The organism is Saccharibacillus sp. JS10 (assembly GCF_024436065.1).
Taxonomy (GTDB): Bacteria; Bacillota; Bacilli; order Paenibacillales; family Paenibacillaceae; genus Saccharibacillus.
Genome location: NZ_JANFNS010000004.1, coordinates 464413 through 478783, shown reverse-complemented (window position 1 = coordinate 478783; position 14371 = coordinate 464413). Strand labels below are relative to the sequence as shown.

The following is a 14371-nucleotide window of genomic DNA, read 5'->3' as shown; positions in this document are numbered from 1 at the left end:
TTCCACAAATAATTTGGAGAAATGATCGCTTTTTTGTAAGTTTGAAAAAAGTCTGTGCATACAAGACTACTTTTCGTAGGTCTTTCGGTTTAAGTTGTCAATTAGTTCAAATAGTCCGCATTTTGCAAGACCCGCGCCAACATCACAACCGCTTCGGATTTCGTAGCGTTTCCTTTCGGATTGAATCGTCCTCCGCTACCGCCTTGAATCACGCCAGCTTGAACCGCTTTTGCCGCTTCGTCTGTATACTTGATCGCTTTGCTGTCTTTGAACGCCGATAAGATTTGGCTTGCTCCGCTATTGAGCTTCACATCCGTGCCCGTATAATTCAGAGCCCGAACCATCATAATCGCCATTTCTTCGCGTGTAATCGAATCGTTCGGTCTGAACGTACCGTTCGGATAACCCGTCACGACGCCTGCATGGACAGCCGCGCCGATCGATCCGATTGGATATTTGCTTGAGCCAATATCGCTGAACGACGAAGCACTTACCGCATCGCTTTTCAGTCCAAGCCCTCGCGTAATCAATTCGGCAAATTCGCCGCGTGTGATGATCGCTTTTGGAGCAAAAGCTTTGGTCAAATTCGGGCTAAGCACGTATTTGGCGCCCATTTCGTTAACCGTACTTTGCGACCAATGCCCGTTCGCTCCCGGCACAGTCGTTGTCGAGTTTACCGGAATCAAAGTCCGACTGCCTGCAAACGAACCGCTCAGAAGCATGCCTGCCGATTGCGTATCGGATTTACTTGGCGTGAAGCTTGGTGAAGCCGAGTTGCCGTCAAAATAGACGACAGACGTACGCGTTGACGGTGCATTCACGTTCAATTTCATCCGATACATGCCTTGAATATTCCGATCTTCGGATACCGAATGAACGCCGTTTTTCGTTCCGACCGAGGTCTGAATATCGATGGGGTTACTAAGCATCCGTGCATTGGCATCGCCCAACATCTCAATGGTGCGACTCAGCGAAGACGTTGGCAGACTTTCGATCTGTACATCCAACTGAGCATCCGAACCGCCGGAGACGTTATTTAACGCGGACAGTGGCACTTCGTATACCGTATCTTTGTAACGAACCGCGAACGACATCCCTTTACGCTGCGCATAAGCGTCTTTAAGCGGTTGAATCGGTACGCTCACAAGCCCTGCTGCTTCGGCATCGGGAACTTCGAATACAACGGTTCCGTTTTGGGCACTACGCGCAAATGCGTCATCCAAGCTTTTTTTCAAAGCATCGCTATTGATCGTATACCGGTGCGTATTCGTATTAAACGTCGTTGAAGCATCAGACGAAGAAGCACCTGTGCGATCCATAATGAGCATGGCTTTGCCGAAATCAGATGCAGGAAGCATCGATCCATTGCCGCCTTGCGACGTATTCGAAGAATCTGTAACCGACTTGCCTGTTAAGTTTTCTACGGGCATGCGGTTAAACGCGATCACTGCGGAACCCGATAAATTTTTAAGCGGGCTACCTCCTGGCATGTAGGTAAGTGCCACCGTTTGCCCCGGACGCAGATCGCTTGCGAGCTTGAGCGTAAGTGTGCTTCCGGCAAAAGAAGCCGAGGTCACTTCCACTGCCGTACTATCGGCTAACACGACAAATTGACGGAACGCTGTATCTTCAGGGGTATATAGAGAACCTGTGAACGTCACTGCAATCTGCGAACCGTTGCCGGTTGCACTGCGAATCCCGCTTGTACCTGAAGCTGCGCCTACGGGTTGCAAGTTGAGATAACCGGCTGCGTTTCCATTCAGATCAGACAGCTTCAATACGCCGGGTACGTAGGACACCGTAATATTGCCGCTCGCAATCAAGGAAGAAGCTAAGCTTAAGCGTACTTTGCTGCCTTCGATTTTGACCCCGTTCACATAGACCGGAGCACCCGCGGACAAGACCGAAAACTGGCTATTTGCCGGAATCTGATCTGGACGTAACGCTTCATTATAATTCAAGACCAGTTCGGAACCGGATAGCTCCGCATTCACAAATTCAGGCGGCTTCGTATCTTGCAAGTTGCGAATATTAAAGTCGGAAAACGCCGAAATATTTTGTCCCAAATAATCTTGGAGCGGTGCGCCGTTCGGGGCGTAATTGACTTTGACTACAGCACCATCGGGAACAGCGGCATTCAAATAAAGCAATAATGCTTGAGAGCTGCTATTCATCGAACGCACTTCGTAAGGTCTGCCATCCACATTTACGGTAAATTGATTATAGGCTTGCGCAGCGGGCGTTTTAAGACTATTTTCAAAAATGAGCGTGACCATGTTGTTGTACACATTGCCTTCTTTGGGCTTCGGCATCGCGCTATCGATACTATTTGTCACCGTGTACGAAGATAAAGACGCCGCCGCGTTTCCACTGTTATCGACAAGCGGACGAACTGCCGGATCATAAGAAACTTTCACATCTTGACCCACTGCAATCCCGGTATCCAGACGAATATAGACGCTGTCGCCGCTGATATAGACACTACCCGGTATACGCTTCTCGCCATTTACCCAGACCGTATAACTCGACAATAACGGCGTTTGTGAAGCATTCAACGATTTGTTATATGCCAAACGTATCAACGTCGGGCTGTCCATCTTCGCACTTTGGATCGTCGGAAGCGACGTATCGGAAGTTGCGGTCTGGAAGCTCCACGAGGTACTGCCTTTTAATCCGGCAAACGTAATGCCTTCATTACTGCGATCGCGCACCGAACCGTTATCCAGATCGACGTAATAAAACGTTGCGGCAGTCAGCTTTTCTTTCGGCGAGATGATGACTTCGGCTAGGTTTGCCGAATTGACGCTGACATCGGCTTCGACTTTCGCACCACCTGTGCGGTATAGCGTAATTCCGGTTCCGCTGAGTGTCACACTGCGGTTAAAACGAATCGTAGGCTTACTGTCTACCGAAGCGGTTGCCGTGCGATCTGCCGGCGTCATCGAAGTCATTTGCAATAACGAATTGTTGATCGATGTCGAAAAACTCCAAGTGAGCGGCTGACCGACTTTTGGATAGACGTTACCTTCGGAATCCCCGAACAATCCAACCGGGACTTCTACGGTATACGTATATCCAGCAGCCAACGGCGCCGTCGGCAATAAGTTAATTGTAGTCGTTCCTCCGCCCGTGATCCGTCCCGAACCTAAAGTCAGCGTATCGACAACCCCGTCATTACGGCGAATCCGAATATCTCCGGCTCCGCTGTTCGGATAGACAACACGGCTAAACATCAATTGCAGATTCGACCCACTGCTTACGCCTGTCGTTCCTGATACGGGATTGAGCGTGTTCAAAGCCAGCGCATCGCCTGTCGTCGTAAACGTCCAATCCCGGGAACTGCTAATGCCTGCAAATGGCGTACTATCCGAATCGCGGAAGCTATCGGCAGCGGCGAGTACGTAATACGTCGTTCCTCGATCTAACCCTGTGTAAGCTGCCGAAGCTTTCGTTCCGGTCTCGGTGTCCATCGTGAAATCGCTTGGCGTCAAGGTTTGGATCAGTTTTCCATCATTCAACCGGTAAATGGATACATTGCCCGTATTCGGCGTAACCGGCTCGCTAAAGGTCATAGACAATGTCCCTGTCGTTGCTGCTCCTGCTAATCCGATTTGCGGATTACGCGCTTGCAAAGTTGGCGGTACGTTATTTGCAGATTCCGTGCGGAATTTCCAGCCGATAGATCGGGAGTAGAAACGTCCTGATAGATCGGTGAATACATTCGCATTGATTTCAACTAAATAAGACGTACCGGGTTTTAAAAAGTTGGTATCCGGCTCGATCGATACATTGGCGCTACCAAGTCCCGTCACTTGTTCGGATAAAACCGGAATACGGTTGAACCGATTGGTTTTGGCTTGCGCGGCATCCAATTCGGTAATCAGGATATCGCCTTCGGAAGCCACGATGGCTTCATCGAACGTCAATCCTAATGGAGCATCCGGTTTTACACCGAATTTATTTGCGGTAGGCATGGTTGTCAGCAGCTGCGGATCGGTTGCATCCATTTCCGCGCCTGTTTTGAATGTCCAAGTGATTGCGCTGGTGATACCCGACCACGGCAGTGCTTTCGCGCCTTCTTGAATTTCTTCATTTGTTAAAGTCGGAGTCACAATGCCGGTATCCGCCAGTATGTAATAGCCGGTATTTGGCTCAAGCTTGAGTACGTCGATAGGCAGTACGACTTGGGTGCCGTCTCCTTGGAATTGTAGATCAGACCCTTTGATGATGCGGACGGTCTTGTTATCTTTTTGCTTTTTTAACGTAAACGTTTTGCTTGCTCCATCTGCGGACAAAGCGACCGAACGGTCGAAAGTCAGCATTAGCCCTGGAGTTAACGAGATATTTAATGCCTTGCTTGCTGGCGAATAGGTCTTGACGGAAGCCATCGCATCTACGGCAGCTGCCGTAGCGGTATACGTGTAATTTCCTCCAGAGAATGTTCCCAGTGCAGCGGGCATCGAAGCTTGAATAAGTAGCAAAGAAGCAAGCGCTAACGCGATTTTGTTTTTCAATGTGGTTCTCTCCTTCCGGGATTCCTAAAAAAGACATTCTTTTTCTTTATCGGAAGGGAGTTAGCAAATAATTAGAGAGGGGGTGCTGGGGAAGCGAAAAGGCTGCGGGGGAATTTGTTTCGGTCGCGTGTTGAAATTGGGAAAAGAGATTGAAGTTTTATTTGTATTTTCCCAATTTCAAAGGCGAACGCTAACGCTCCTGCACTAAATTCACCCTCCGCCTTTTCGCTTCCCAGGTATGGTGGAGGAAGGTGGAAAGATAAAATCAAAGGATAAAAGATAAAAACAAAATACATAAAAAAAGAGACCTTAAATAAGGTCTCTTTTTTATATGAAGAATATGAAGTGCTTAAGCGTTAGCTTGTGCTTTCAAATCTTCGACTTTATCGGTGCGTTCCCACGGGAGATCGACGTCGGTACGACCGAAGTGTCCGTAAGCCGCAGTTTGTTTGTAGATCGGACGACGAAGATCGAGCATACGAATGATGCCGGTTGGGCGCAGGTCGAAGTTGGTGCGAATGAGTTTTACGAGAACTTCTTCGCTGACTTTGCCTGTGCCATACGTATCTACGCTGATCGATACCGGGTTGGCTACGCCAATCGCGTAAGCCAATTGGATTTCGCATTTGTCTGCCAAGCCTGCGGCTACGAGGTTTTTCGCTACGTAACGTGCAGCATAAGCAGCGGAGCGGTCGACTTTGGTCGGATCTTTACCAGAGAAAGCACCGCCGCCGTGGCGAGCATAACCGCCATACGTGTCGACGATGATTTTACGACCCGTTAGACCCGCGTCGCCTTGTGGTCCGCCGATTACGAAGCGACCTGTAGGATTGATGAAATATTGCGTCGCATCGTCCAACAATTCAGCTGGAACGACAGGCAAAATTACATGTTTTTTGATATCTTCTTGGATTTGCTCCAAAGTGATACCGTCAGCATGTTGTGTGGATACTACGATTGCATCGACACGAACCGGCTTGTCGCCATCGTATTCGATCGTCACTTGCGTTTTTCCGTCTGGACGCAAGTAATCCAGCGTGCCGTCTTTGCGTACTTCAGCAAGGCGACGCGCAATACGGTGAGACAAAGCAATCGGAAGCGGCATCAGTTCCGGCGTCTCGTTCGAAGCGAATCCGAACATGAGTCCCTGGTCGCCTGCACCGATATTTTCCGTTTCCAATTTCATTTGCTCAGGATCGCGTGTCTCCAATGCGGAGTTAACGCCTTGCGCGATATCTGCTGATTGTTCATTGATCGAAGTCAGCACGGCGCAAGTATTGTAGTCGAAGCCGTATTTTGCACGGGTATACCCGATGTCTTTGATCGTATTACGTACGATCGAAGGAATATCGACATACTCGGATTTTGTACTGATTTCACCGATTACAAGCACAAGTCCCGTAGCGACCGCGACTTCGCAAGCAACCCGTGCATTCGGATCATTTGCTAAAAAAGCATCCAATACCGCATCGGAGATCTGATCGCAGATCTTATCTGGATGACCTTCCGTTACCGATTCAGACGTAAATAAACGCCGTCCTTGAAGCGACATAAGCGTGTACCTCCTTGATTCTTACCTAAAATAGTCCCGTATAACCAAAACGAACCTTATCCCGATAGGAAAGGTTGATGATTTCATCCTCGACTGTAATGGTAACTGATTGGGGTTGGGGTGTCAAACAAAAAGAAAAGCTCCGGCATGTGCCGGAGCTTTTCAAGGAAAGATTTGATTATTATTGAGCGATTACAGCAGCTGGGTTAGAAGAGTTACCTGCACGGTCTCTTACAACTACTAAGTAAGATTCACCAGCTGTGATTCCGCCAGCTACATTTACAGTAAAGTTACCACCAGCTGGTACAGAAGCAAGTGTTCCCACTTCTGTGCCATTTTGATTACGTACAATGATTTGAGCATTTACTTCAGCTGTACCAGCAACAGTATCTGTTGTAGAACTCGCAGCCAAGTTAGTAGCAACTGCTGGGTTAGCTGTATCTACAGTTACAGTTACGTTGTCTGGAGTAGAGGTACCGCCAACGTTGCTAGCTACCGCTGAAATCACATATTCTTCGTCAGCGAGATCAGTCAATGTTGTTGTGAATACACCGTTTGCTGCTGTTACAGTTTGAGTTTTAGCTGGAGCAGTTGCACCATTAGCTGTAGCTGTAACTGTCACAGTTGCGCCAGAAGTAGCTTCTCCGGTTACAGTGACATCTCCTGTGTTATTGAAGCTATTGTCAGTAGGAGTAGTTGCACCGATACTAACAGTTGGAGCTGCCACAGGCACACGAGAAACAGTAGTGTAAGTGCTAGACTCAGCAGCTTTGTTTCCTGCTACGTCTGTAATTGTTGTATTACCAGCACGTACTTTTACGCTGTACAAGCTGTTAACTGTACCATTCAAAGTGATTCTGATTGCTTGTGCATCAGCATCATAAGTTGTTGCGTAAGAAGTTGTTGGTACTGTGTTACCAGTTGTACGATCTGTAACAACCAAGTCGCCAGCCCATGCTCCAACATTATCAGTATCCAGAGCTTCGCTGAATGGCAACAAGATTACATTGTTGTTGAAGGAAAGGTTGCCTGTTGCACTTACAGTAGGTGCTACTGCATCAGTCACATTTGTTGCAGCAGTAGGTGTAACACCGTTTCCTGCTACAGTTCTAATTTGGTTGTCAGCATTGATTACATTAACTTTCAAACCGTTTGGTGTAGTTCCTGTAACACCAGTAGTTGTTAATGTTACTTTTTGTCCATCAATCGATACGCTTTGAACTGCGCCAGTCGACAGTTGGAAGTCTGCTGCACGAGCACTTTCGATAGCTTGGTCGAATGTTACCACAACTTTATTAGGAGCTGTAAGTTGTGCACTTTCGATTTCAGCTTTAGTTCCAACAACTACATCGATAGCTTGACCGATACCACTCAGAGTATTGCCAGCTACGTCTGTCAAATCGAGTGGAGTAATCTTAGTTACATCTGTAACAACTGTTGGTGCATCGTTAATTGTTGAAGGAAGAGTAATTACTACACTCTTATAATTGTTAGCTACGCGTACTTGCGAATTGCTTGGCAAGCGCATTTGTGTACCTTTGTACAGAATCAAGTAATTCGAAGTCGATTGCAATTTAGCAGGATCCATAGCTTCGCTGAACGCTAAAGTAATCGTTCTGTTGTCTACGTTAGCAATCGCGTCAGACAATACTGTAGGAGCTGTAGTATCGCCTACAGAGAATGGCTTAGTTACTGGCTCAATTGCGTTAGTCAGGACAGTAGTGTCACGAACGCCCGAAATTGCCAAGGAGTAGCTGTCAGCAGGAAGTGCTGTTGCGAATGTCAGAACCGCAGTTCTTGTACCCGATCCCGAAACACTTGCTACTGCTTCAGAGTTACCAGCAGCATCAGTTACTGTGAAGTTGCTAGTTGTGAACGTTACGTTACGGTCAAAACGAACAGTTACAGTTCCAGCAGTTGCTGTGCTAGTAGTTGTTTTGTTGAATGTAACGTCTGTTACTGTAGGACGAGTTTGGTCTACAGTTGCAGTAACTGGGTACTGCTTAACAGTGTTAGCATTACCTGTGTAGTCGTTAACCGAATCTACGAACAGGTTAGTTGTGTAAGCTGGCAGTACGCTAGTACCTGTGAAGATCAGCTCGTATTTGTTACCAGCCAACCAGTTTACTTCGGAAGGATAGTTTTTAGTCGTTCCGTTCAACCAGTAGAAGTCCGAAGTTGCAACCGTTGTAGGGTCGATTTCTTCGCTGAATGTTACTACCGCTCTTTCCAGAGTAGCGGAGATGTCCGTTACAGTCGGAGGAGTTGTATCAACAGCTACTGTGAATTGGTTGCTTCCGCTCAAAGATTTCAGACCGTTAAAGTCTTCAACCAGCGAAGAAGTAAGTGTGTGCGTTCCAACAGGGAATGCAGTGAATGGACGGAGGATAGCTTCACGGCTGTCTTCGCTCAGTGTTACCGATCCTACGAAAGCAGCGTCATTCACGCGGAAGTTGTTAGCATTAACAGTACGAACTGGCTCAGAGAAGGTTACTTTAACAGCTTTAGTACCCAGACCTGTTACAGCAGTTACTGTAGGCAATACGTTATCCAGTGGACGGAAGCTCAACGATGCTGTTGGCAGTGTAGTTGTACCAGCAGTTACGCCAGTAACAGTGACTGTATAATCTTCTTGGTTTTGGAAAGTTTGACCGTCTCTAAGAGTCAGGCGAACTGTGTTTCCATTTTCCAGAAGCTTAGCCGATTTGATTGCTGTCGAACCCAGGGAAGTGATTGTGTACTTGCTAGCGTCTTCTGCAGTTGCAGCGTTAACGTCGCCGTTGAAAGTAACTTCAACTTCTTTAAGGTTTGTAGCTGCTGCTGCAGTTGCTGCAGTTGCACTTGTTACAGTCCAAGTTACGCTTTCGCTGTACTCTTTACCGTCGTAAGTGAAAGTTACAGTAGTTGCAACGTTCGGCTTAAGAGCAGTAGTAGGTTTAACTGTTACTTTCTCACCGTTAGCCAGTGTGAAGACTACAGTTGCACCGTTGTCTGTTACTTCGTAAGAAGTTACAGCAGGTTTAACGATTGCTGTTTGGTAAGTGTAAGCTGTGTCAACCAACAGTCCGCGTGTTCCAGCTGCCATGAAGTTAGCAGTGTTAGGAACCAGACCAGCGTTGATCGCTGCTTGTACTTCGCCTTTAGCCCATGCAGAAGCGCTGTTGTTGATACCCGTAGTTGGGATATCCAGATCAGCTGCGCGTACCAATGTAGCTGCCATTTCTTGTACTGTTACTTTACCGTTCGGGTTGAACAGTTTTTTAGCACCAGTAGTTGTACCTTGCATGTAACCAGCTTTAGTTACAGCTTCAACGAATGGTTTGTACCAAGCGTTCGCATAGTTTTTGTCTTGGTAAGTTGTCGTTCCAGTTGCGGAAGTATCCAAACCAGTCAACAAAGCGATAACTTTTGCGAATTCTGCGCGAGTCATTTCTTTGTTCAGGTTAGCAGAACCATCTGGGTAACCTTCGAAGATACCTTGAGCAACCAGTGCGTCATACTTTTGTTGCGTAGTCATTGTTGCTGCGGAACTTACCGAAGCGAACATCGAGAGAGCCATAGCCGTGGAGAGGGCCAGGGATACAATTTTCTTCATACCTTTTTGTTCTCCTCCTTGGAGTGAAAATGTGTTTTTTTTGTCTGTAGTTGGTTCGCATTCGCTCATGTTACTCATTAAGCTGATTGCACCCCCTTTCCAGAGTCGAGCAGGTAAGTATAAATCAGGTCTGTGACGGGTATCACAGAAACTTATAAACAATGATGTTAGATAAGTAAGCGCTAAAACATAGGACGCCCAATCCCGCTTTCCGTATTATACATTGGTCGCTAACCTCCGTAAAGCCTAATTTCATAGTTTTTCATACAACTTTACGGTTTTACGTCCAAAGACTGGAAAATCAGGGGTTGTTACTGCCTTGTTTCGACACTCAATATCTTAGACGCACAAGGTTATAAAAAAGTTGCGGCTTTTTAAAAAAGTTTTTTAACTTTTTTTAAGCTTTCTTCGATATAGCCAAACGCCTACTCTTCTACTTAAACCGACTTTTGAATCCGTAAACGCAAAAAGCACCAAATTTCGGTGCTTTTTTTGAATTTCTTCTATTGTATGAATAAGAAGTAACAATTGCTCTTAACGAATACGCAAAGCTAATTGAATAATACGTGCACGCATTTGCGGATCGGTATCCAATTTCTCATACATATCGTCGATTGGCTTTTTGTTGTCTTTGTAAGTCTTGTCGTGCTTGATCGTTGCGTGCGACCAAGAGATCAGTTCGTTCTCTGCTTCTGCAAGATCATTGAATGCTTCGTGGAATCCTGTTTCCACAACAAGCTTTTCCATCAATTCTTGTTCAACGGCTTGATCTTTTTGCTCTTGCTCGACGCGAGCTTCCAAGACTTTGGCACGCTCTTCGAACTTTGTTTTAGCTTTCATATAATCGATTTGCGCTTTCGACTTGATTGGTTTCATTGTACGTGTATCCACCTTCACAGAAAGTATAGTTATTCGCTATTCTAACGTAAAACGCTTGAAATTACAAAAAACGATTTTGGGCAATTTTCCTGAAATTTGGATAACCTTCGTTTTTTCATAAAAAAAGCAAAGCGTCTTCTATTAAATAGAGACGCTTTGCCACAAGATTAAGTTGCACTTTTTATTAGAGAGTCTTCATCTTCGTCATGATCTTCACTGCAATATCTGCAGCTTCGGCGCGAGTGAACGTGGCTTTAGGGTCAAAACGCATCGTTGCTTTCTTTTCCCCTTCAACCAACTTATTCGCTTTGCCGTCCATGAGCTTGCCTTTGGTTACAGCTAAGACTGCTCCTGCATAACTGCCATTAATCGAGCCAGAATCTGTAAATGTCTTTTCCAGGTTCGCTTTGGCTTTGGTGTTATCCGTAAGCTTCAAGTTCATCGCTCTTGCAATCATTACCGCTGCATCTTCACGACTCAGCGTGTTGTATGGCATGAATACGCGAGGACCTGTACCCCGGATAATCCCTTTACGTACAGCTGTCTCGATATAGCGGTAATCCATATATTGATTCGTCACCGGGCCTACATCGTCGAACGTACGTTTTGTAATATCTTCATCGTAATCGAGAGGGATATTCAGCATTTTGACCATCATTGTTGCAAATTCGCCGCGAGTAATGACTTCATTGACGCCAAATTCGTTCGCGTCTTTTGATTTCATTACGCCACGGGACAACATCATTTCAACATCTTCGCGCAGATCGGCTTGGGCAATCACATCTCCGTAGCTATAACGAAGACCGAATACCGCGTAGTAACCAAATCCGTCGAACGGTGCTGTTACTGTTTTGCCCGACTTGTTAACGGTTCCTCCGAGGTTGACCCATTCGTTACCGTTCAATCTCCAAATACCCAAGTTACCTGCCGAAGCATCAACGAGTTTTGGATCGTACTTGATTGTGATTGTACCGGTCTGAGTTGGTTCCAACCATTGTTTTGCTGAACGGCTTTCGAAGCCCGGAGCTGCATAAGGTTGGTTGCCCAGAACTGTTTTGTAATTATCGCTTGTAGCCGTTGCATCAAAGTAACCTGCATCCAGCCAGTACAAGTCGGACGCATATCCAAAGTGTGGCTTAGGAATAACGCGGCTTACCATCGTACCGTTTGATTCCAGCAATTTCAGTTGACCATCGCGATAACCGCCTTGACCGTCACTGATTCCGACTTGGTTAAACACTTTCAATGTTCTTCCATCTACAGGGCTTGCGATACCCGCCAGCAATTCTTGCTTGTCGAACAAGCTGATTGTTGGGGATTGGCTACCTGGAGTCGGGTTGATTTCTCTCAGCAATGTTCCTTTCGGCAACGCAATTTGCAGATCGCCTTTGAACAACTTGAGTTTGCCGCCTGATGGCATTGTCGTTACATATTGCGCACCTTGAACAGTTTCTGCTGAGTAGTTTACGTCGAACGTACCATTCGTTTTCTTCGTTCCTGTTGTTACCGTGAACTTGATTGTGTTTTTACCGGCTTTCAAGCCCGACAGACGACCACGGAAAATATCTTTGTCGCCTTTGTCCAGCACTTGCTTGCCGACTACAACGCTCGAAGCACCTTCAGCTTGAATACTTACATCCAAGAAGTTTTGCGTAATAACACTTTCATTCGGCAATTTTGGAGACAAAATTGTGTACGGACGCAACTCACGAGTTACGGTCAGCGTCTTGGAGACTGTTGAAGTGCCTTTACGTACATAGACGGTTACTTTCAGATCGCCTGTTGTTGGCAAAGCCAGATCTTCGATGATAAAACCGTTCACTGTGCCTGCTTTCGCTCCAACTTGTAGTTCGCCTGATGCTGGGACCCAAGCAATACCAGCTCCGCGTGTCAAACGCGTTTCTTTTTTATTACCATCTAAACGAATGATGATTTCATCCGCTGTATCTGCCGGGGTAATCGAGAACTCTACATCCATCGACAATTCGTTGGTTGTATACTGATCATTTTGACCTGGCACAAACAGTCCATTGTCTTGAACCAATGAGTTCACCGGAAGCGGATGGAAATTGTCAATCTGAATACTGTCGTTTTCGATCAGATACAAATTGAGTGTCGTCGAGACTTTTTTGCCATTCGTTGTTCCCGACAAGACCAGCGTATTCACGCCCGGTGTTAAAGTCATTGGGAATGTCGCCGTGTTCAATGAGAACGTTCCGTCTGTCGAAGTGACCGTTGTTGTACGACCGCTATATTGAACCGTAATATTGTTGGTTGCTGCCGTAAAGTTGACCAAACGACCTTGAACCATTGTAATGGCATTTGCATCGGTAAAGACTTGCTCGTTATAAAGGTTGCTTACTTGAATATAAGGAGCTGACTGATAGTTGATTGGTACCGCCACCGAATCGCTACCGTACTCGAACGTCAACGTTTGGCGTCCGCTTTTGAGTTTGTTGATTTTGTAGATGTTATAGCCTGTGCCGCTTGAGTCTGTAAAAGCTGTGTAATCTGAAGCAGCCAGCGCTTGACCATCTACCAAAATGTTCACTGTGGCTGTATTTCCTGTATCGACGGCAATCCATAGTGGAAGTTCAGGAACCGATACATAAGGAGCTGTACCTGCTTCGAAATCTGTTTTACTACTATAAGAAGTAACATTCGTTGTCGTGCTGTTTACGCCATACAATTGATACACGTCTTTGATATGAGGATCATTTGCTCCGCGTACTTTGAATCCTACTGTTGCACGTTGTTGACCGTTGACACGCAGATCGATTTGGTACGAACCGGAATCCAGTGTCGGAACGCTAGATGCTGTACGGAAACCATACACTACCAGCGAAGTACCGATTGTGTCTTTCTTCGTCAACGTAATATCTGCATCATTGAAGTTTGTGTAGACAGTCGGTGTATTTCCTACTAATTTCGTGAAGGTAATTTTACCTGTCAGTGTATTAGCTGCTGTACCGCTTGCTGGCATCGCGATAACGACATCGCCTGAAATTTGTCCAGAAGGCGCGCCTTCTACTGTTGCATTAGGTTCAATATCGGTGCCGCCGATTTTCGTATTGTAGACCTGTGCGTTACCGTCGTAATACACCAGTGTACGCGTCTCTGCATACGAAGAGGTTGCGGATTTCACTTCAAACGTCAATTTGTTCGAGCCTTGTACCAGCGTAGGCGTTGCATAGAATGTTCCGGCACCACCGCTAAACATTGGGTTACCGTTAAGAAGCACATCTACTGCATTCGGAGCTTCAACGGTGATTGAAGGAGTCTGAGAAGAAACCACAAAAGGTTGATTTTCCATCGTTTCTTCGGCTCCGACTTTAACCGACGACAAGTTCGGTGCATCGACAAAGGATACATAAGCTTGCGTCGTGATTTCTTGCCCTGTTGTCGAAGTCGCTTTAACCGTAATCCGGTTCAGACCCGACTTCATATTTACTTGATAAAACTTAAAAGTTTTGTTATCGCTTGTATCAGGCTGACGATCGCCGCCGCTGCTTGAGCCGACAACCGAACTTCCAACCATAGATTCAATCACATACGTGATCGTAGAAGTATTAACGTCTTGGAATGTACCGATGATGTCGACTTTACCGCTTGCGCTGTTGGTTGGAGCATTTGAGTTGGTACTCAAATTCGTAATTTTCAAAGTCCCACCTGCAGCGGATGCCGGATACACCGGAATCAACGTAAAGATCAATGCGACTGCCACCATTAAGCTCAACAGAGACTTAATGCTTTGTTTACCCACTTGTACAGCTCTCCTTTGTGACGCACGCCCCGAAGGGGTCGTCTTCGTATTCCCACTTTTCAATGGAT

The 14371-nt window shown here is 46.4% G+C and carries 5 protein-coding genes; all 5 read right to left on the bottom strand.

The window, feature by feature from the left end; genetic code table 11:
* Positions 1-101 precede the first annotated feature (101 nt).
* Entirely contained in the window at positions 102-4514 is a 4413-nt protein-coding gene (locus NOM90_RS14885; RefSeq protein ID WP_255942998.1) for an Ig-like domain-containing protein, read from the bottom strand.
* Positions 4515-4863: 349 nt separating this feature from the next.
* Entirely contained in the window at positions 4864-6066 is a 1203-nt protein-coding gene (gene metK / locus NOM90_RS14880) for a methionine adenosyltransferase (RefSeq protein WP_255942997.1), read from the bottom strand.
* A 181-nt stretch (positions 6067-6247) separates the two neighbouring features.
* Positions 6248-9739: an Ig-like domain-containing protein gene (locus NOM90_RS14875; RefSeq protein ID WP_255942996.1), complete on the bottom strand. Its 3492-nt coding sequence runs from the start codon at positions 9737-9739 to the stop codon at positions 6248-6250.
* Positions 9740-10195: 456 nt separating this feature from the next.
* Positions 10196-10537, bottom strand: a complete 342-nt coding sequence (locus NOM90_RS14870) for a hypothetical protein (protein ID WP_255942995.1) — start codon at positions 10535-10537, stop codon at positions 10196-10198.
* Positions 10538-10724: 187 nt separating this feature from the next.
* Complete coding sequence (locus tag NOM90_RS19345; protein ID WP_255942993.1) at positions 10725-14303, bottom strand: S-layer homology domain-containing protein; 3579 nt, start codon at positions 14301-14303, stop codon at positions 10725-10727.
* Positions 14304-14371: the final 68 nt, after the last annotated feature.